Annotated in this window: 15 protein-coding genes, 1 other RNA gene and 1 pseudogene; 15 read left to right on the forward strand and 2 right to left on the reverse strand. The window is 72.7% G+C overall.

The window, feature by feature from the left end; translation table 11 throughout:
• From ADL08_RS29600 to ADL08_RS29615, 4 genes and pseudogenes are all read left to right on the forward strand, one after another.
• A pseudogene (locus ADL08_RS29600) lies at positions 1–371 on the forward strand (serine/threonine protein kinase); the annotation flags it as partial.
• A 107-nt stretch (positions 372–478) separates the two neighbouring features.
• Complete coding sequence (locus ADL08_RS29605) at positions 479–1,822, forward strand: serine/threonine-protein kinase (RefSeq protein WP_053648383.1); 1,344 nt, start codon at positions 479–481, stop codon at positions 1,820–1,822.
• A gap of 77 nt (positions 1,823–1,899) precedes the next feature.
• Entirely contained in the window at positions 1,900–3,003 is a 1,104-nt protein-coding gene (gene prfB, locus ADL08_RS29610) for a peptide chain release factor 2 (protein ID WP_053648385.1), read from the forward strand.
• Positions 3,004–3,397: 394 nt separating this feature from the next.
• Positions 3,398–4,477 (forward strand): hypothetical protein, encoded by a 1,080-nt coding sequence (locus ADL08_RS29615; RefSeq protein ID WP_053648386.1) that lies wholly within the window; start codon positions 3,398–3,400, stop codon positions 4,475–4,477.
• A gap of 95 nt (positions 4,478–4,572) precedes the next feature.
• Here the strand turns inward: ADL08_RS29615 and ADL08_RS29620 are convergent, their stop codons facing one another.
• On the reverse strand, positions 4,573–4,755 hold the full coding sequence (locus ADL08_RS29620) for a hypothetical protein (RefSeq protein ID WP_053648388.1): 183 nt from the start codon (positions 4,753–4,755) through the stop codon (positions 4,573–4,575).
• A 233-nt stretch (positions 4,756–4,988) separates the two neighbouring features.
• Here ADL08_RS29620 and ftsE point away from each other — a divergent pair, with 233 nt between their 5' ends.
• From ftsE to ssrA, 5 genes are all read left to right on the forward strand, one after another.
• Positions 4,989–5,678 (forward strand): cell division ATP-binding protein FtsE, encoded by a 690-nt coding sequence (gene ftsE, locus ADL08_RS29625; protein WP_053648390.1) that lies wholly within the window; start codon positions 4,989–4,991, stop codon positions 5,676–5,678.
• A gap of 29 nt (positions 5,679–5,707) precedes the next feature.
• Positions 5,708–6,625, forward strand: coding sequence for a permease-like cell division protein FtsX (gene ftsX, locus ADL08_RS29630; protein ID WP_053648392.1), 918 nt, complete (start codon positions 5,708–5,710; stop codon positions 6,623–6,625).
• Positions 6,626–6,703: 78 nt separating this feature from the next.
• Positions 6,704–7,891 carry a S41 family peptidase gene (locus ADL08_RS29635; protein WP_053648393.1) on the forward strand — a complete coding sequence of 396 codons (1,188 nt, stop codon included), beginning with the start codon at positions 6,704–6,706 and terminating at the stop codon, positions 7,889–7,891.
• Between the two features lie 18 nt (positions 7,892–7,909).
• Positions 7,910–8,449 (forward strand): SsrA-binding protein SmpB, encoded by a 540-nt coding sequence (gene smpB, locus ADL08_RS29640; RefSeq protein ID WP_053648394.1) that lies wholly within the window; start codon positions 7,910–7,912, stop codon positions 8,447–8,449.
• A 102-nt stretch (positions 8,450–8,551) separates the two neighbouring features.
• Positions 8,552–8,945: a transfer-messenger RNA gene (gene ssrA, locus ADL08_RS34890) on the forward strand.
• A gap of 26 nt (positions 8,946–8,971) precedes the next feature.
• Here ssrA and ADL08_RS29645 read toward each other — a convergent pair.
• Positions 8,972–10,330: an MFS transporter gene (locus ADL08_RS29645; RefSeq protein ID WP_078968515.1), complete on the reverse strand. Its 1,359-nt coding sequence runs from the start codon at positions 10,328–10,330 to the stop codon at positions 8,972–8,974.
• A 47-nt stretch (positions 10,331–10,377) separates the two neighbouring features.
• On the opposite strand from ADL08_RS29645, the gene ADL08_RS29650 reads away from it, so the two are divergent.
• From ADL08_RS29650 to ADL08_RS29675, 6 genes are all read left to right on the forward strand, one after another.
• Positions 10,378–11,427, forward strand: coding sequence for a LysR family transcriptional regulator (locus tag ADL08_RS29650; RefSeq protein WP_053648395.1), 1,050 nt, complete (start codon positions 10,378–10,380; stop codon positions 11,425–11,427).
• A gap of 119 nt (positions 11,428–11,546) precedes the next feature.
• The gene (locus tag ADL08_RS29655; protein WP_053648397.1) at positions 11,547–12,902 is read left to right on the forward strand and encodes a nitrate/nitrite transporter; all 1,356 of its coding nucleotides are present in this window, start codon (positions 11,547–11,549) and stop codon (positions 12,900–12,902) included.
• 84 nt (positions 12,903–12,986) lie between these two features.
• Entirely contained in the window at positions 12,987–14,123 is a 1,137-nt protein-coding gene (locus ADL08_RS29660) for a uroporphyrinogen-III synthase (RefSeq protein WP_053648399.1), read from the forward strand.
• 71 nt (positions 14,124–14,194) lie between these two features.
• Positions 14,195–14,713, forward strand: coding sequence for a GNAT family N-acetyltransferase (locus ADL08_RS29665; RefSeq protein WP_053648401.1), 519 nt, complete (start codon positions 14,195–14,197; stop codon positions 14,711–14,713).
• Between the two features lie 63 nt (positions 14,714–14,776).
• Positions 14,777–17,113 carry a HelD family protein gene (locus tag ADL08_RS29670; RefSeq protein ID WP_053648403.1) on the forward strand — a complete coding sequence of 779 codons (2,337 nt, stop codon included), beginning with the start codon at positions 14,777–14,779 and terminating at the stop codon, positions 17,111–17,113.
• A 445-nt stretch (positions 17,114–17,558) separates the two neighbouring features.
• Complete coding sequence (locus ADL08_RS29675; protein WP_053648405.1) at positions 17,559–18,989, forward strand: NAD-dependent malic enzyme; 1,431 nt, start codon at positions 17,559–17,561, stop codon at positions 18,987–18,989.
• Positions 18,990–19,042: the final 53 nt, after the last annotated feature.

Below are 19,042 nucleotides of genomic sequence, written 5' to 3' on the forward strand. Positions count from 1 at the left end.
CCCCCCAGCAGCAGTACGCCCCGCCCCGGCAGCAGTACACGCCCCCGCAGCCGCCGCCCCAGGCCCCGGCACCGCGCGAGCCGCGCCCGCCGCGCGAACCGCGCCGGCGCAGCGCCAACCCGGTGCGGATCCCGGGCCTCGGCTGCCTCAAGGGCTGCCTGGTCATGATCGTCCTGTTCGTGGTCGCCGGCTGGCTCGTCTGGGAGCTGACCCCGCTCCAGAGCTGGGTCGCCGAGGGCAAGGGCTACTGGGAGGCGATCGGCGACGGCGTCTCGTCGTTCAGCACCTGGGTGTCCGAGCTGTTCGACAGCGCGAGCACCGGGACCGGAACCGGCACCGGAACGGGTGCTACCGGCGGTACGGGACAGTAATACTGTTGATTTGTCGACTTCCGGGGGGTGTTTTCCTCCCGGAAGTGACGACCGGCGCCCGCGGACGCGTACGTTTGGCGTGAACCGCAGCCGCTGAGGGAGCAGTCTTGGCACGGAACATCGGCAGCCGCTACACCGCCCACCAGATCCTCGGGCGGGGCAGCGCCGGAACGGTGTGGCTCGGCGAGGGCCCCGAGGGGCCCGTCGCCGTCAAACTGCTGCGCGAGGACCTGGCCTCCGACCAGGAACTCGTCGGCCGCTTCGTCCGGGAGCGGACCGCCCTGCTCGGACTCGACCACCCCCGCGTGGTCAAGGTCCGCGACCTCGTCGTCGACGGCAACGACCTCGCCCTCGTCATGGACCTCGTGCGCGGCACCGACCTGCGCACCCGCCTCGACCGCGAGCGCCGGCTCGCCCCCGAGGCCGCCGTCGCGATCGTCGCCGACGTCGCCGACGCCCTGGCCGCCGCGCACGCCGCCGGGGTCGTCCACCGCGACGTCAAGCCCGAGAACATCCTGCTCGACATGGAGGGCCCGCTCGGCCCCGGCGGCGCCCACCCCGCCCTCCTCACCGACTTCGGCGTCGCCAAGCTCATCGACACCCCCGGCCGCACCAAGGCCACCCGGATCATCGGCACCCCCGACTACCTCGCCCCCGAGATCGTCGAGGGCCTCCCGCCGCGCGCCGCCGTCGACATCTACGCCCTCGCGACCGTCCTGTACGAGCTGCTCGCCGGCTTCACCCCGTTCGGCGGCGGCCACCCCGGCGCGGTCCTGCGCCGCCACGTCACCGAGACCGTCGTCCCGCTGCCCGGCATCCCCGAGGAGCTGTGGCAGCTGCTCGTGCAGTGCCTCGCCAAGGCCCCGGCCTCCCGGCTGCGCGCCTCCGAGCTCGCCGCCCGCCTCAAGGACGTCCTGCCGCTGCTCAAGGGCATCCCGCCGCTGGACGTGGACGAGCCCGACGCGGAGCCGGCCCCGGAGCCGTACGAGGACGACGCGTACTCCGCCACCGCGACGGGCGCCGCCGAGCCCGGCCCCCGCCGGGCCGCCGTCCCGCTCGTCCCCGGCGCCTCCGCCGACTCCCACCGCGACACCCACACCTCCATGCGGGTCCCGGCCCCCGACGAGCTCTCCGGCGGCCCCCTCGGCACGGCCCGCGCCCCCCGCCCGGCGGGCGCCCCCCCCCCCGGCCCCGCCCGCCACAAGGCGGGGGCGGGCCGCCAGCGCCGGATCGCCTTCCCCGCCGCAGCGGTCGTGGTCCCGGGGGCCCCCGGCGCCCGCCGCCCCGGCTCGGCCCGCCACAAGGCGGGCGCGGTCCGCAAGCGCCGGATCGCCTTCGCCGTCGCGGCGGTCGTGATCACGGGAGCGCTGGGCGCCGGCGGCTACTACGTCGCCTCCGGCGACGGGGAGGCCCCGCCCCAGGACTCGCAGCAGTCCTCCCCCCTCCCCTAGGGGGTGTCCGCGGACCGCCGAGACACCCCCGGCGGCCGCAGGTTCGGCTCCCCGCCCGGAGCCGTTACGCTGGACGCGTGGCAGTCGTCGACGTATCCGAAGAGCTGAAGTCCCTCTCCTCGACCATGGGGTCGATCGAGGCCGTCCTGGACCTCGAGAAGCTGAGGGCCGACATCGCCGTGCTCGAAGAGCAGGCCGCGGCCCCGTCCCTGTGGGACGACCCGGAGGCGGCGCAGAAGATCACGAGCAAGCTTTCGCACCTCCAGGCCGAGGTCCGCAAGGCCGAGACCCTGCGCGGGCGGATCGACGACCTCGGGGTGCTCTTCGAGCTCGCCGAGGAGATGGACGACCCGGACACCCTCGCCGAGGCCGAGACGGAGCTGACCTCCGTCCGCAAGGCCCTCGACGAGATGGAGGTCCGCACCCTCCTCTCCGGCGAGTACGACGAGCGCGAGGCCCTGGTCAACATCCGGGCCGAGGCCGGCGGCGTCGACGCCTCCGACTTCGCCGAGCGGCTCCAGCGCATGTACCTGCGCTGGGCGGAGCGCCACGGCTACTCCACCGAGATCTACGAGACCTCGTACGCGGAGGAGGCCGGCATCAAGTCGACCACCTTCGTGGTGAAGGCCCCGTACGCCTACGGCACGCTCTCCGTCGAGCAGGGCACCCACCGCCTCGTCCGCATCTCGCCCTTCGACAACCAGGGGCGCCGCCAGACCTCCTTCGCGGGCGTCGAGATCCTGCCGGTCGTCGAGTCCTCCGACCACGTCGAGATCGACGAGTCCGAGCTGCGCGTCGACGTCTACCGCGCGTCGGGCCCCGGCGGCCAGGGCGTCAACACGACCGACTCGGCCGTGCGCATCACGCACCTGCCGACCGGCATCGTGGTCTCCTGCCAGAACGAGCGCTCCCAGATCCAGAACAAGGCGAGCGCCATGAACGTCCTCCAGGCCAAGCTCCTGGAGCGCCAGCGCCAGGAGGAGCGCGCCAAGATGGACGCGCTGAAGGACAGCGGCAGCTCCTGGGGCAACCAGATGCGCTCGTACGTCCTCCACCCGTACCAGATGGTCAAGGACCTCCGTACGGAGTTCGAGGTCGGCAACCCGCAGGCCGTCCTGGACGGCGAGATCGACGGCTTCCTGGAGGCGGGCATCCGCTGGCGCAAGCAGCAGGACAAGTAGCCTCCGGCTCCTCCTCCTCACGGGCCCCGCACCGACACGGTGCGGGGCCCGGTGCCGTTCCGCCCTCCCTCCGCATGCGCCGGGTATTCGCTGGAGCAAGCGGGAGACGGTCCGTCAGGACGCTTTGTCGACAAGGGAACTGACGCGGCGGGGCCCGTAGTTCAGGGTTTACGTCACAGTTGCATCGTCGCATGTCGGTCAGCAAGTGATCTTTCGGGCATCGCACGCGCAACGACCTTGACGCTTCTTCGGAAACTCGGAAGGGTGACGTACTGGCATGCGCATTTCTGGGACGCGTGTGAACGGGGGCCGGTCCGGTCGTGACCGCCGCCCCTGCCGCGCAGGCCCCGAGCGCTGCCCCATGACGAGATGAGCTACTGGGGGTAGCAGCCAGATGACCAACAAGACGCGGGTCCGCCTGGTGCGGGTCGCGGCCAGTGCCGTGATCATCGCCGGTGCGTCCCTGACGGCGGCCGGCGCCGCACAGGCCGTCGACAGTTTCGGTTCGGACACGAACCAGTCCGAGGAGATCACCCTCCAGAGCGAGGGCGACACCGACGGCAACACGATCGTCGGCACCATCGAGGGCGCCGAGAGCGGTGGCACCGACACCGCCGGTGGCAACGATGCTGCGGGCGGCAACGACGCGGCCGGTGGCAATGATGCTGCGGGCGGTAACGATGCTGCCGGTGGTAACGACGCTGCGGGCGGGAATGACGCCGCTGGCGGTAACGATGCTGCGGGCGGTAACGACGCGGCCGGTGGTAACGACGCTGCGGGCGGGAATGACGCCGCTGGCGGTAACGATGCTGCGGGCGGTAACGACGCGGCCGGTGGCAACGACGCTGCGGGTGGCAACGACGCGGCCGGTGGCAACGACGCGGCCGGTGGCAACGACGCGGCCGGTGGCAACGACGCTGCGGGCGGTAACGACGCTGCGGGCGGTAACGACGCCGCGGGCGGTAACGACGCGGCCGGTGGCAACGACGCCGCGGGCGGTAACGACGCCGCTGGTGGCAATGGCAACAACGGCGGTAACGGCAACAACGGCGGTAACGGCAACAACGGCGGTAACGGCAACAACGGTGGCTCGGGCAACAACGGTGGCTCGGGCAACACCGGTGGCTCGGGCACCACCGGTGGTTCCACTGCCACCGGTGGTTCCACCGCCAACGGTGGTTCCACCGCCACTGGTGGCTCCACCGCCACCGGCGGTTCCGCCGCGACCGGTGGCGCCGGTACCTGCACCGTCGACCTCGACGGTGCCGAGTGCGTCGACGCCGGCAACAACAACCCCGACACCCAGAACGCCGGCTCGCAGCCCGTGCAGCAGGGTCAGGCCAAGGAGGAGCTCGCCGAGACCGGTGCGGCCGAGACCTCGTTCCTGATCATCGGCGCCGCGACCATGATCGCCGGAGGCATCGGCTTCCGCATGCTGCCGCGCCTCGTCGCCGGCGGCCGTACCGCCGCGTAACGCCTCCGCGCGTGCGCAGGGCATGACGAAGGGCCGGGGAGACCTCTCCCCGGCCCTTCTCACGTTCCGGCTCGTATGGGCCGTCCGGGCGGGCCCTAGGCCGTACGGACCGCCGCGAGCAGCGCGATCGCCGCCAGGAGGGCGATCGCCACCGTCAGCAGCATGGCGGGGGAAAGACCCTGGGGGGTCAGTCGCTCCCGGTTCGCGCGGCAGACGGGGCAGCGGCCCTCGGCGACCGGGGCCGCGCAGTTGGCGCACACCAGTCGGTCGTAGGTCATGCGCTCTCCTCCTCCCGCACTGGGGTACCCACCAGGGCAACGACCGGAGGGATCCGGACGTTCCCCTACCACTGTGCCAGCTCCGCGCCGTTTCGGCGCGCCCCGCCGGCCGGTCGTGCTCCGCCCGGAAGGGCGAAAAGGATATACCGCACAAGCCAGGACCGCGACTGCGGGGGCCGTCCCCGGTCGCGTAAGGTCACGCACACCTACTCCCGGCCGACCGTGGTGCATTCGTGATCCGATTCGACAACGTCTCCAAGTCCTATCCGAAGCAGAACCGCCCCGCGCTCCGGGATGTGTCCCTGGAGATCGAGAAGGGGGAGTTCGTCTTCCTCGTCGGTTCCTCCGGCTCCGGAAAGTCGACCTTCCTGCGGCTGCTCCTGCGTGAGGAGCGCGCCAGCCAAGGCCAGGTGCACGTCCTCGGCAAGGACCTGGCCCGGCTGTCCAACTGGAAGGTGCCGCACATGCGGCGCCAGCTCGGGACGGTCTTCCAGGACTTCCGCCTGCTGCCCAACAAGACCGTCGCCCAGAACGTGGCCTTCGCCCAGGAGGTCATCGGCAAGCCGCGCGGCGAGATCCGCAAGGCCGTGCCGCAGGTGCTCGACCTGGTCGGCCTCGGCGGCAAGGAGGACCGGATGCCGGGCGAGCTCTCCGGCGGTGAGCAGCAGCGCGTCGCCATCGCCCGGGCCTTCGTCAACCGTCCGATGCTGCTGATCGCCGACGAGCCCACCGGCAACCTCGACCCGCAGACCTCCGTCGGCATCATGAAGCTGCTCGACCGCATCAACAGGACGGGAACCACCGTCGTCATGGCGACCCACGACCAGAACATCGTCGACCAGATGCGCAAGCGCGTCATCGAGCTGGAAAAGGGCCGCCTCGTCCGCGACCAGGCGCGCGGCGTCTACGGATACCAGCACTGAGCCTGTAGCGAGTAGGAGAAAGCAGACCCATGCGCGCTCAGTTCGTGCTCTCCGAGATCGGCGTCGGTCTCCGGCGCAATCTCACGATGACCTTCGCCGTCATCGTCTCCGTGGCCCTCTCGCTCGCCCTGTTCGGCGGCGCGCTGCTCATGCGCGAGCAGGTCAGCACGATGAAGGACTACTGGTACGACAAGGTCAACGTCTCCATCTACCTCTGCAACAAGGCCGACGCGGCCACCGCGGGCAAGTGCCCCAAGGGCGCGGTCACCGGACAGCAGAAGGAGCGGATCGAGGCCGACCTGAAGGACATGGACATCGTCGAGTCCGTCCACTACGAGACGTCCGACGAGGCCTACAAGCACTACAAGGAGCAGTACGGCGAGACCGCCCTCGCCTCCGTGGTGACGCCGGACCAGATGCCGTCGTCGTTCCGGGTCAAGCTCAAGGACCCGGAGAAGTACAAGGTGGTCGCCACGGCCTTCGCCGGCCGGGACGGCGTCGAGTCGGTCCAGGACCAGCGGAACATCCTGCAGAACCTCTTCGACCTGATGAACGGCATGAACATCGCCGCGCTCTGCGTCATGGGCCTGATGCTGGTCATCGCGCTGATGCTGATCGTCAACACCGTGCGCGTCTCGGCCTTCAGCCGCCGCCGCGAGACGGGGATCATGCGGCTCGTCGGCGCGTCCAGCTTCTACATCCAGATGCCGTTCATCATGGAGGCCGCCTTCGCCGGACTCCTCGGCGGCGGCGTCGCCTGCGTGCTGCTGCTCGCCGGCCGGTACTTCCTGATCGACCACGGCATCGCCCTCGCCGACAAGGTCCAGCTCATCCAGTTCATCGGCTGGGACGCGGTCTTCGCCAAGCTGCCGCTGGTGATCGCCATCGGCCTCCTGATGCCCGCCGTGGCGGCTCTCATCGCGCTGCGCAAGTACCTGAAGGTGTGAGAAGACACCCCCCTGCGCGGATGGCGTCGTACGGCCAAAGCCCGTGCGGCGCCATCGTCTTGTCCTAGAGTGGGCGACATGCCGGACGGCACCGACCTCCTCTGTATCCGGCCCCGCGGAGTGCTCCGTGGGGCCGTTCTGACGTTGGTCTTCACCGGCGTCCTCGCCACCGCCGCCGCCACGGGCTCGCTGCCCCGGCAGGAGCCGGCGGTCAAGCGGACCGGGGCGTCCCCGGGCGCGGGGCAGCGGCCCGAGGACCGGCCGCCCGTCGACGGCGCCGCCCTCCGCCGCGCCGCCGCCGCGGCCATGGCCGACGGGAAGTCGGGCAAGAAGGCCGCCGAGGAGTTCGTCAGCCGCAGCGGCGACCGCTGGGGCGCGGTGTACGACAAGCGGGAGTACGCGGAGTTCGAGCAGGCCCTCGACGGGACCTACACGGGCGTCGGGCTCTCCGCGGGCCGGGCCGGCGACGACCGCGTCCGGGTGACCCGGGTCCAGGCCGGCGGCCCCGCCGCCCGGGCCGGGCTCCGCGCCGGCGACCGGCTCGTCTCCGTCGACGGCCGACCGGTCGACGGGCTCTCCGTCTCCGAGGCCGTCGCGCTGCTGCGCGGCGACGGGGTGCCGGGCTCGTCCGTCGCCCTGCGGGTCGAGCGCGGGCGCGCCGCCTGGACGCAGACCCTGCGCCGGGCCCGGCTCGCGACGGACCCGGTGACCGTCCGCCGCCTCGACGACGGGGCCGTGCTGATCCGGGTCGAGGCCTTCACCAAGGGCGTCGGCACGCGCGTGCGGGACGCGGTGCGGGACGCCCCGGCCGGCGCCGGCGTCCTGCTCGACCTGCGGGGCAACGCGGGCGGCCTGGTCGCGGAGGCCGCCACCGCCGCCTCCGCCTTCCTGGACGGCGGGCTCGTCGCCACGTACGACGTGGAGGGCGAGGAGCGGGCCGTGTACGCGGAGGGCGGCGGCGACACCGAGCGGCCCCTGGTGGCGCTGGTCGACGGGGGCACGATGAGCGCGGCCGAACTGCTCACCGGCGCCCTCCAGGACCGGGGGCGGGCCGTCACGGTCGGCTCCCGGACCTTCGGCAAGGGCTCGGTCCAGATGCCGAGCACCCTGCCCGACGGCTCGGTCGCCGAGCTGACCGTCGGCCACTACCGGACGCCCGCCGGGCACGCCGTCGACGGACGCGGCATCACCCCGGACCTGACGGCGGCGGAGCGGGCCGAGGAACGGGCGAGGACGGTATTGAGTGGCCTCGGAGGGGGCTCGTAGTGCGAAAATGACCGCACTATGGCAAAGGGACTCGTGAACGTGCAGGGCAAGCCTGCCAAGAAGAACCAGGACAAGGCGCCGGAGCGCAAGCTGATCGCGCAGAACAAGAAGGCGCGGCACGACTACCTCATCATCGACACCTACGAGTGCGGTGTGGTGCTCATGGGCACCGAGGTCAAGTCGCTGCGGATGGGGCGGGCCTCGCTGGTCGACGGCTTCGTCCAGATCGACAACCACGAGGCGTGGCTGCACAACATCCACGTCCCGGAGTACATGCAGGGCAGCTGGACCAACCACTCGGCCAAGCGGAAGCGCAAGCTGCTGCTGCACCGGGAGGAGATCGACAAGCTGGAGGCGAAGTCCCAGGAGACGGGTCACACGATCGTGCCCCTCGCCCTGTACTTCCTCAACGGCCGGGTCAAGGTCGAGATCGCCCTCGCCAAGGGCAAGAAGGAGTACGACAAGCGCCAGACCCTCCGCGAGAAGCAGGACACGCGCGAGACGAGCCGCGCCGTCGCGGCGGCCAAGCGGCGCCAGCGCGCGGGCCAGTCCCTCTAGCCGGGGGACCGGTCGCCGGGAATGCGCTGGCGACGGCCGCCGTCGGTCACGTACGATGGGGCACGCACCCCACGGCGGGTGCGACCTTTGAAAAATCAACATGGGGATGATCGGTTTCGACAGCGGATACCGATGCAGAGGAAGCGTGTCGAGGAAGCGGCAATGATCTCGTAAACCATATGTCGCAACCAATAATCGCCAACACCAAGAGCGATAACTCCCGCTTCGCCCTCGCTGCCTAATTTCTAGGTAACGAACAGAAGCCTCTGTGAGGAGCGTCAGCCCGGGGATGGTCCCGACCCGGATCCTGGCGTCATCTAGGGATCTAAACCTCTAGCCCCGGTCACGGGGGTTGGAGGGAAACCAAACAGTGACTGAGCCCGTCGGAGACTTGTCCGCGTGATCTCCGGGGCTGAGAAACTCGTAGCGGACTGCACACGGAGAAGCTCTGTTTCCGTACCGTTGGACGCGGGTTCGATTCCCGCCATCTCCACTCATCCCATGTGGGCGCAGGCCCGGTGGTCACCACGACCGCCGGGCCTTCGTCATGCCCGCCGCCAGGTCCGCCGCCGTGCACAGGGCGAACGCCGTCGCGGCCGCAGCGAGCGGGACCAGGAAGCCGAACGCGGCGAACGGGCCGTGGTCGGCGGCCCAGCCGCCGGTGGCCGAACCGGTCGCGATGCCGGCCAGGAGCGCGGTCACGGCCAGGGTCATGCCCTCGTTGAGCTGGGCGGCGGGCGTGAGGCGCTGGACCAGGCCCATGCCCGTCACCATCGTCGGCGCCGTCGCCATGCCCGCCACGAGCAGGCCGGCGGCCAGGGCGGGCAGGAAGCCGGTCGAGGCGGCGAGCAGCGGCAGCGTCGTCAGGGCCGCCATCGCGGCCAGACAGGTGCGCAGCCGGGCGGTGCGGCGGACCCGGCCGTAGAGCAGGCCGGCGGCGCAGGAGCCCGCCGCCTGGAGGGCGAGGACCGGTCCGGCGAGGGGCCCGTCCACGTACGCCAGGGTCACCACCTCCATGGAGCCGAAGAGCGCCCCGGTGGCCAGGAAGACCGCGAGCAGCGGCACCATGCCGGGGGCCCGCAGCGGGGAGCCCGCCGGGGTGCGCGGGGCGACCGGCGGTTCGGTGGAGCGCTGGGCGGTGAAGAGGAGGGTCCCCCCGAGGAGGAACGCGCCGGCCGCGAGCGTGCCGGCCTCGGGGAAGAGCGCCGAGCAGAAGAGGGCGGCGAGCACCGGGCCCAGCATGAAGCAGAGCTCGTCGGCGGCCTGCTCGAAGGAGTTCGCGGTGTGCAGCGCGTCCGGCTCGTCCCGCAGGAGGTGCGCCCAGCGGGCCCGGGACATCCCGCCGGTGTTCGGGAACGTGGCGGTGAGGGCGACCGCCGCGAAGAGCGTCCAGACCGGGGCCCGTTCGTGGACGCACAGCGCCAGGACCAGCTGGCCGAGGAGGGCGTACGCGGCGGCCGGGACCGCGACCCTGGCCTGCCCGTACCGGTCGACGAGCCGGGCGGTCAGGGGGGCCACGACGGAACCGACGGCGAGACCGGTGGCGGTGACCGCGCCGGCCAGGGCGTAGGAGCCGTACGCCGACGCGATCATGATCACGGCGCTGACGCCGAACATGCCCGCGGGCAGCCGGCCGATCAGCCCCCCGGCGGTGAAGGCGAGGGTGCCGGGGCGGGCGAAGAGGCGGCGGTAGGGGTTGCGGGAAGCGCGGGAAGCGCGGGGCGAGGGGGCGGGGGCACGGTCGCGGGGGCTCCGGCCGAGGTCGTGCGGCCGGTCGGTGCGGTCGGTGCGGTCTGTGTGGTCCGTGTGGTCCGTGTGGTCGGCGTAGCGCGGCGCGAGGGCCGGGCCCGCCGGGGTGAGGGTGAGGTCCGGTTGCGGCATGGATCAAGGTTCGGCCGCGCGGGCCCGGCCGGTCCAACACCTGATCGATGGCCATTCACGCACCCGTGTTGTTGAATGCGGCGGTGGCCTCCCCGTACGACACCGACCCCCGTCTCCTGCGCGCCTTCACCGCCGTCGCCGAGGAGCTGCACTTCACCCGCGCCGCCGCCCGCCTCTACGTCGCCCAGCAGGCCCTCAGCCGGGACGTCCGGCGGCTTGAGCGCGAGCTGGGCGCCGAGCTGTTCGTCCGGACCACCCGGCAGGTCTCCCTCACCCCCGACGGCGAGCGGCTCCTGCCGTACGCGCGCCGGGTGCTCGCCGCCCACGACGAGCTGAGCGAGGCCTTCCGGGGCGCGCCCCGGCCCCTCCTCGTCGACCTCAACAGCCCCGACCTCGCCCACGAGCGCGTCCTGCGCCGGGCCCGCGAACTCGCCCCCGACCTCGAACTGATGGCCCGGTACGAGAGCGGCCTCACCGGCGCCGCGCGGGCCCTCCTCGCCGGCCGGCTCGACACCTCCTTCGGCCGGTACGGCGGCCTCGCGGCCGACCTGCGGGCCGGGCTCGACGCGCAGTTCGTGCGGTACGAGCCGATGGCCGTGATCCTGCCCGACGACCACCCCCTCGCCCGGCTCCCCGAAGTACCGCTCGCCGCCCTCGCCGGGGAGCGGATCTACGCCGGGGCCGGGAACGAGCGCACCCCCGAGTGGACCGACCTCGCCGTCCGGCTCTTCGCCGGGCGCGGCATCGAGGTCGCCCCGCCCGCCCCGCTCGCGGTCGGCAAGGAGGAGTTCCGCCGGATCATGGCCAAGCACCGCCACCCGGTGCTCGCCGTCGTCGAGTTCCCGCCCATGCCCGGCTGCGTCCTGCGGCCGCTCGTCGACCCCGTCCCCCTCTCGCCCGTGAGCCTGGTGTGGCGCAAGGGGCTCCGCCACCCCGGCCTGGACGCCCTGCGGACCGCCGCCGCCGAGATCGGCGCCCGGGAGGGCTGGCTCGTCCGCCCGCCGGACTCCTGGCTGCCGGAGGACGAGCCGGGCCTCCCCGGCCCCCCGCCCGCGACGACCGCGCTCCCGCTCACAGCGACCGCGCCCCCCGGGTGAGAGCAAGGTTCCGCCGCCGTCACCTCGCGGCACCGGCCTGAAACGCGGCCTCCCTAGCGTCGTCGCCAGGAGGACCGGGGCTGTGGACGCCCCAGGACCCGACACCGCGGAGGTGCGACATGGGCGGCCGGTGGATCGAACGGTGGGAACCGGAGGACGAGACCTTCTGGCGTGAGAAGGGGGAGCGGATCGCGAGGCGGAACCTGATCTTCTCCGTCCTCTCCGAGCACATCGGCTTCTCGGTCTGGAGCCTGTGGTCGGTCATGGTCCTCTTCATGGGACCGCAGTACGGCGTCGACCCCGCCGGCAAGTTCTTCCTGATCGGCACCGCCACCTTCGTCGGCGCGCTGATCCGGATCCCGTACACCTTCGCCGTCGCCCGCTTCGGCGGCCGGAACTGGACCGTCTTCAGCGCCCTGCTGCTCCTGCTGCCGACCGGTCTCGCCTTCACGGTCATGGAGCCCGGGACGTCGTACACCACCTTCGTCCTGGTGGCGGCCCTCACCGGCGTCGGCGGCGGCAACTTCGCCTCCTCCATGACCAACATCAACGCCTTCTTCCCGCTGCGGAAGAAGGGCTGGGCGCTCGGGCTCAACGCGGGCGGCGGCAACATCGGCGTCCCCGTCGTGCAGCTCGTCGGCCTCCTCGTCATCGGGACCGCGGGCGCCACGCACCCCCGGATCGTGCTCGGCGTCTACCTGCCCCTGGTCGTGGTCGCCGCCACGTGCTCCGCGCTCTTCATGGACAACCTCGCCCCCGTCAGGAACGACACCGGGGCCGCGAAGGAGGCCGTGCGGGCCCGGCACACCTGGATCATGGCCTTCCTCTACGTCGGCACCTTCGGCTCCTTCATCGGCTACAGCTTCGCCTTCGGCCTGGTGCTCCAGACCCAGTTCGGCCGCACCCCGCTCCAGGCGGCCTCGCTCACCTTCGTCGGGCCCCTGCTCGGCTCGCTCGTCCGGCCCGTCGGCGGCTCCCTCGCCGACCGCCACGGCGGCGCCCGCATCACCCTGTGGACCTTCGCCGCGATGGCCGCCGCGACCTCCGTGGTGATCTACGCCTCCGTGACCGAGTCGCTCGCCGTCTTCCTCGCCGGCTTCATCTGCCTCTTCGTCCTCAGCGGCCTCGGCAACGGCTCCACGTACAAGATGATCCCCGCGATCTTCCTCGCCCAGGGGCACCGGAAGGGGCTCGCGGGCGAGGACGCCGAGGCGTACGGCCGGCGCCTCTCCGGCGCCGCCATGGGCCTCATCGGGGCGGTCGGCGCGCTCGGCGGACTCGGCATCAACCTCGCCTTCCGGCAGTCCTTCCAGACCTACGGCACCGGCACCGCCGCCTTCGTCGCCTTCCTCGTCTTCTACGCCGCCTGCATGGGCGTCACCCGGGCGGTATACCTTCGACGGCCGGCGGCCGTGCCCGAGACCGCCGAGGACGTCACGGAGCCGGAGCCCCGGCCCGGTTACGCGAAGGTGTGATCCCCGGTGTCCGGCACGGACCGTAACGACCAGGAAATACGGGCGAACCGCGTCCGTCACGCGTCCCCGTCAGGCTCTGCGTCCATGGACGAGCAAGAACACGGCCCCCTCGCCGGCTTCACCGTCGGCGTCACCGCGGCGCGGCGCGCGGACGAACTCATCGCCCTGCTGCGCCGGCGCGGCGCCGCCGTCGTCCACGGCCCCGCCCTGCGGATCGTGCCGCTCGCCGACGACACCGAACTCCTCGCCGCCACCAAGGAACTCGTCGGCCACGCCCCGGACGTCGTCGTCGCCACCACGGCGATCGGCTTCCGGGGCTGGGTCGAGGCCGCCGACGGCTGGGGGTGCGGCGAGGAGCTCCTCGCCGTCCTGCGGGACGTCGAACTCCTCGCCCGGGGACCGAAGGTCAAGGGGGCCGTACGGGCCGCCGGACTCACCGAGTCCTGGTCGCCGTCCTCGGAGTCCATGGCCGAGGTCCTCGACCGGCTCCTCGCCGAAGGGGTGGACGGCCGCCGGATCGCGCTCCAGCTGCACGGGGAGCCGCTGCCCGGCTTCGTGGAGGCGCTGACGGCGGGCGGGGCCGAGGTCGTCGTCGTCCCCGTCTACCGCTGGATGCCGCCGGAGGACCTCGGCCCGCTCGACCGGCTCCTCGACGCGGTCCTCGCCGGGGGCCTGGACGCGGTGACCTTCACCAGTGCCCCGGCCGCCGCCTCGCTGCTCTCCCGGGCCGGGGAGCGGGGGGTGCGGGCGGAGCTCGTCGCGGCGCTGCGGCACGACGTGCTCGCGGTGTGCGTGGGGCCCGTGACCGCGCTGCCGCTCCAGGCGGAGGGCGTCGACACGTACCAGCCGGAGCGCTTCCGGCTCGGGCCGCTCGTCCAGATCCTCTGCACCGAACTGCCCGCCCGCGCCCGGGTCCTGCCGGTCGCCGGGCACCGGGTGGAGGTGCGCGGCCACGCCGTCCTCGTCGACGGCGCCCTGCGCCCCGTCCCGCCCGCCGGCATGGCCCTCCTCGGCCTCCTCACCCGCCGCCCCGGCTGGGTGGTCTCCCGCGCCGACCTGCTGCGCGCCCTGCCGGGAGCGGGCCGCGACGAGCACGCGGTGGAGACGGCGATGGCCCGCCTCCGCACCGCCCTCGGCACCCCGAAACTGATCCAGACCGTGGTCAAGCGGGGCTACCGGCTCGCCCTGGACCCGGCGGCGGACGACAAGTACGACGGATAGGAACGGGGCCGGGCGGGCCGCTGCCGTACGAACGGGTGGGAACGGGCCGGGCGGGCCGCTACCGTACGCGCATGACCGCCGAAGGCCCCCGCATCCGCCCCGCCGCTCCCGACGACGCCCCCGCCCTCGCCCGTGCGGTGGTGCGGAACCGGGAGTACATGAAGCCCTGGGAGCCGTACCGGGCCGAGCGGTACTACACCGTCGAGGGACAGGTCGAGCGGCTCGCGGACGGCGGGGTGCGGTGGTTCGCCGTCGACGGGGACGAGATCGTGGGCGTCGCCACGCTCTCCGGGATCGTCCGCGGACCCCTCTGCGGCGCCTCCCTCGGCTACTGGATCGACCGGGACCACGCCGGACGCGGCCTGGCCACCGCGCTCGTCGCCGAGGCCTGCCGGGCCGCCCGCGAGGAGCTCGGGCTGCACCGCGTCGAGGCCGGGACCCTCCTCGACAACCACGCCTCCCAACGGGTCCTCGCCAAGGGCGGGTTCGTCCGCATCGGCACCGCCCCCCGCCTCCTCCACATCGACGGCGAATGGCGCGACCACCACCTCTTCCAGCGGCTCCTGCACGACGACCCCCCGCCCGCCTGACACGGCGGCTCCCGGTGGCGTACGCTCGACGGCTGCCCAGTGCACGTGAGAAGGGGGCCTTAGGTGGCCGCGCAGGAAGCCGTGGACACGGTCAGGGACCGTGAGATCGGTGTCGAGCAGGAACATCTTGACCAGGTCTACCGCCGGCTGGAGGAGAAGATCCACGAGGCGGAGTTCCTGATGAACGACGCCGCCCGGCGCGGTCAGGTCGGCACGCCCGGCGCGCTCGCCGAGCGCGACGCCCAGGTCTTCCGGGCCGGCATCCACCTCAACCGGCTCAACAACGAGTTCGAGGACTTCCTCTTCGGACGCATCGACCTCCTCTACGGGAAGGACGGGAAGAAGGGACCCGACGGGGCGTACACCTCCGTCGAGCCCGCCGAGGACGCCGTACGCCCGGACAACACCGCCGACATCGGAGAGACCCTCCACATCGGCCGCATCGGCGTCCTCGACTCCGACTACGCGCCGCTCGTCATCGACTGGCGCGCGCCCGCCGCCGCGCCCTTCTACCGGTCGACCCCCGTCGACCCCGGCCGGGTCGTGCGCCGCCGGGTCATCCGCTCCAAGGGCCGCCGGGTCCTCGGCGTCGAGGACGACCTGATGCGCCCCGAGCTGCGGGCCACGCTCGACGGGCAGGAGCTGCCCGTCATCGGCGACGGCGCCCTGATGGCCGCCCTCGGCCAGGCCCGCGGTCACACCATGCGGGACATCGTCTCCTCCATCCAGGCCGAACAGGACCTCGTCATCCGGGCGCCCGCCGCCTCCGTGACGTACGTGGAGGGCGGCCCCGGCACCGGCAAGACGGCCGTGGCCCTGCACCGGGCCGCGTACCTGCTCTACCAGGACCGGCGGCGGTACGCGGGCGGCATCCTGATCGTCTCCCCGACCCCGCTCCTCGTCTCGTACACCGAGGGCGTCCTGCCCTCGCTCGGCGAGGAGGGCCAGGTCGCCATCCGGGCGGTCGGCTCGCTGGTCGACGGCGCCGAGGCCACCGCGTACGACGACCCGGCCGTCGCCCGGATCAAGGGCTCCTCCCGGATGCTCGCGGTGCTCCGCAAGGCGGCCAGGGGCGCCCTGGAGACCCCGGCGCCCAGGGCGCAGCCCGAGCTGGGGGAGGAGGAGCCCGTCTCCGCCGGCACCCCCAACCGTCTGCGCGTCGTCGCCTTCGGGCGCCGCCTGGAGCTGGAGGCGGACGAGCTGCGGCGCATCCGCCACAACGTCCTCGGCGGCACCGCCCCCGTCAACCTGCTCCGCCCGCGCGCCCGCCGGCTGCTGCTCGACGCGCTCTACGCCAAGTCCGGCGCGGTCGGCCGGCACAGCGACCCCGAGCTGGCCGCCGAGCTGCGCTCCTCCTTCGACGAGGACGTCTCCACCGAGGACTCCTTCCTCGGCTTCCTCGACGCCTGGTGGCCCGAGCTGACCCCCCGCGGGGTCCTCGGCGCGATGGCCGACGAGCGGCGCCTCGGCCGCTGGGCCCGCCGGATCCTCAACCCCGGCGAGGTGCGCAGGCTGGCCCGCTCGCTGCGCCGCCCGGAGCTCTCCGTCCACGACGTGGCCCTCCTCGACGAGCTGAACACCCTGCTCGGCGCCCCGGCCCGGCCCCGGAAGCGGCGCGAGTACGACCCGCTGGACCAGCTCACGGGCCTGGAGGAGCTGATGCCGGTCCGGGAGGAGACCCAGCGCGAGCGGGCCGAGCGGCTCGCGGCGGAGCGCACCGAGTACGCGCACGTGATCGTCGACGAGGCCCAGGACCTCACGCCCATGCAGTGGCGGATGGTCGGGCGGCGCGGCCGGCACGCCACCTGGACGGTGGTCGGGGACCCGGCGCAGTCCTCCTGGTCCGACCCGGACGAGGCCGCCGCGGCCCGGGACGAGGCGCTCGGCTCCCGGCCGCGCCGCCGCTTCGAGCTGACCGTGAACTACCGCAACCCGGCCGAGATCGCCGAGCTGGCCGCCAAGGTCCTCGCCCTCGCCATGCCGGGCAAGGAGTCGCCCCGTGCGGTCCGCTCGACCGGCGTCGAGCCCCGGTTCGTCGCGGTCCCGGAGGGCGCCCGGGACGCGGATCTGGCCGAAACCGTACGTTTCGAGGCGCGAAGGCTGCTCGAACAGGTGGAGGGCACGGTCGGCGTCGTCGTCGCCATGCGGCGGCGCGGGGAGGCCGCCCGCTGGCTCGCGGAGCTCGGCGACCGGGTGGTGGCGCTCGGCTCCCTGGAGGCGAAGGGCCTGGAGTACGACGCGACGGTGGTCGTCTCGCCCGCGGAGATCGCGGACGAGTCCCCGGCCGGCCTGCGGGTGCTCTACGTGGCCCTGACCCGGGCGACGCAGCAGCTCACGGTGGTCGCGGGGGCCGGCGACCTGCCGGACGGGGCGGGGGTGCCGGACCTGCTGCGGGACTGAGGCCACGGCCGCGACGGGCCCGCCGCGGGCCGGGACCGCAGCCGTTTTCAGGTCAACCTGTGGCGCTGGAATCACCAACGGGAGCGGTTTGTTAGCCTGGGTGTGGCACCGGCTCGATCCAAGCCCCCGGGCCCAACCTTCGTCCCTCAGAGGGACCACTTGCCGCGAGGCGAGCATGGCGGGTCGGTGCCACCTAAGCAGTCCTTCGGACGCGCGCCCAGCCGTCCTTTGGACGTACGTACGAAGTCGAGGTCCTCGTCACCCCCGGTGGCGGGGACCTCTTCTGTTTCCCGAGCCCCTCTCGTATGGTGGAAACTACTTTCCGAAAACAAAATGACCGCATTACCTGCTACTCGCTGGTAGGTGCGACCATCGGAGGGCGCCGCCGGGCAACCAGCCCGGGCGGCGTAGCAACGAAGCTCAGGGAAAGCAGAGGAACTCGGCCATGGCAACGGCGCCCAGCGTCTCGTACTCGATGACGGTCCGGCTGGAGGTTCCCGCGAGCGGGACCGCGGTCTCCCAGCTCACCACGGCGGTGGAGTCGTCCGGCGGTTCCGTCACCGGCCTCGACGTGACCGCCTCCGGCCACGAGAAGCTCCGCATCGACGTCACCATCGCCGCGACCTCCACGGCCCACGCCGACCTGATCGTGGAGCAGCTGCGCGGCATCGAGGGCGTCACCCTCGGCAAGGTCTCCGACCGCACCTTCCTGATGCACCTCGGCGGCAAGATCGAGATGGCGTCCAAGCACCCCATCCGCAACCGCGACGACCTCTCCATGATCTACACCCCCGGCGTCGCCCGGGTCTGCATGGCGATCGCCGAGAACCCCGAGGACGCCCGCCGCCTCACCATCAAGCGCAACTCCGTCGCGGTCGTCACCGACGGCTCCGCCGTCCTCGGCCTCGGCAACATCGGCCCCAAGGCCGCCCTGCCCGTCATGGAGGGCAAGGCCGCCCTCTTCAAGCGCTTCGCCGGCATCGACGCCTGGCCGCTCTGCCTGGACACCCAGGACACCGACGAGATCGTCGCGATCGTCAAGGCCATCGCCCCCGGCTTCGCGGGCATCAACCTGGAGGACATCTCCGCGCCGCGCTGCTTCGAGATCGAGGCCCGGCTGCGCGAGGCCCTCGACATCCCCGTCTTCCACGACGACCAGCACGGCACCGCCATCGTCGTCCTCGCCGCCCTCACCAACGCGCTGCGCGTCGTCGGCAAGGGCATCGGCGACGTGCGGGTCGTCATGTCCGGCGCCGGCGCGGCCGGCACGGCCATCCTGAAGCTGCTGATCGCCGCGGGCGTCAAGCACGCCGTCGTCGCCGACATCAAGGGCGTCGTCCACGCGGACCGCGAGGACCTGGTCGAGGCCCCGGCCGACTCGCCGCTGCGCTGGATCGCGGACAACACCAACCCCGAGGGCGTCACCGGCACCCTCAAGCAGGCCGTCGTCGGCGCGGACGTCTTCATCGGCGTCTCGGCCCCGAACCTGCTCGGCGCGGAGGACGTCGCCGCCATGGCGGAGGGCGCCATCGTGTTCGCGCTCGCGAACCCCGACCCGGAGGTCGACCCGGCCGAGGCGCGCCGGACGGCCGCCGTCGTCGCCACCGGCCGCTCCGACTTCCCCAACCAGATCAACAACGTCCTGGTCTTCCCCGGCGTCTTCCGCGGCCTGCTCGACGCCCAGTCCCGCACGGTCAACACGGACATGATGCTGGCGGCCGCCGCGGCCCTCGCCGACGTGGTCACCGAGGACGAGCTCAACCCGAACTACATCATCCCGTCGGTCTTCAACGACAAGGTGGCGGGCGCGGTCGCCGGCGCGGTCCGCACCGCGGCGAAGGCGGCGGGCGGCGGCGCGGCCCCGGCCGGGCTCTGACGGCGCGTCGCGATTCGCGGTGGCGCAAACCCGCCTTTAGGGTGGCTTTCCGG

The organism is Streptomyces sp. NRRL F-6492 (assembly GCF_001280125.1).
Taxonomy (GTDB): Bacteria; Actinomycetota; Actinomycetes; order Streptomycetales; family Streptomycetaceae; genus Streptomyces.

What these genes read in the sequence shown, in the direction of transcription:
- ADL08_RS29615 (WP_053648386.1), top strand. Translation starts at nt 3,398, where the DNA reads ATGACCAACAAGACGCGGGTCCGCCTGGTGCGGGTCGCGGCCAGTGCC.
- ADL08_RS29620 (WP_053648388.1), bottom strand. Translation starts at nt 4,755, where the DNA reads ATGACCTACGACCGACTGGTGTGCGCCAACTGCGCGGCCCCGGTCGCC.
- ftsX (WP_053648392.1), top strand. Translation starts at nt 5,708, where the DNA reads ATGCGCGCTCAGTTCGTGCTCTCCGAGATCGGCGTCGGTCTCCGGCGC.
- ADL08_RS29635 (WP_053648393.1), top strand. Translation starts at nt 6,704, where the DNA reads ATGCCGGACGGCACCGACCTCCTCTGTATCCGGCCCCGCGGAGTGCTC.
- smpB (WP_053648394.1), top strand. Translation starts at nt 7,910, where the DNA reads ATGGCAAAGGGACTCGTGAACGTGCAGGGCAAGCCTGCCAAGAAGAAC.
- ADL08_RS29645 (WP_078968515.1), bottom strand. Translation starts at nt 10,330, where the DNA reads ATGCCGCAACCGGACCTCACCCTCACCCCGGCGGGCCCGGCCCTCGCG.
- ADL08_RS29650 (WP_053648395.1), top strand. Translation starts at nt 10,378, where the DNA reads ATGGCCATTCACGCACCCGTGTTGTTGAATGCGGCGGTGGCCTCCCCG.
- ADL08_RS29655 (WP_053648397.1), top strand. Translation starts at nt 11,547, where the DNA reads ATGGGCGGCCGGTGGATCGAACGGTGGGAACCGGAGGACGAGACCTTC.
- ADL08_RS29660 (WP_053648399.1), top strand. Translation starts at nt 12,987, where the DNA reads ATGGACGAGCAAGAACACGGCCCCCTCGCCGGCTTCACCGTCGGCGTC.
- ADL08_RS29665 (WP_053648401.1), top strand. Translation starts at nt 14,195, where the DNA reads ATGACCGCCGAAGGCCCCCGCATCCGCCCCGCCGCTCCCGACGACGCC.
- ADL08_RS29675 (WP_053648405.1), top strand. Translation starts at nt 17,559, where the DNA reads ATGGCAACGGCGCCCAGCGTCTCGTACTCGATGACGGTCCGGCTGGAG.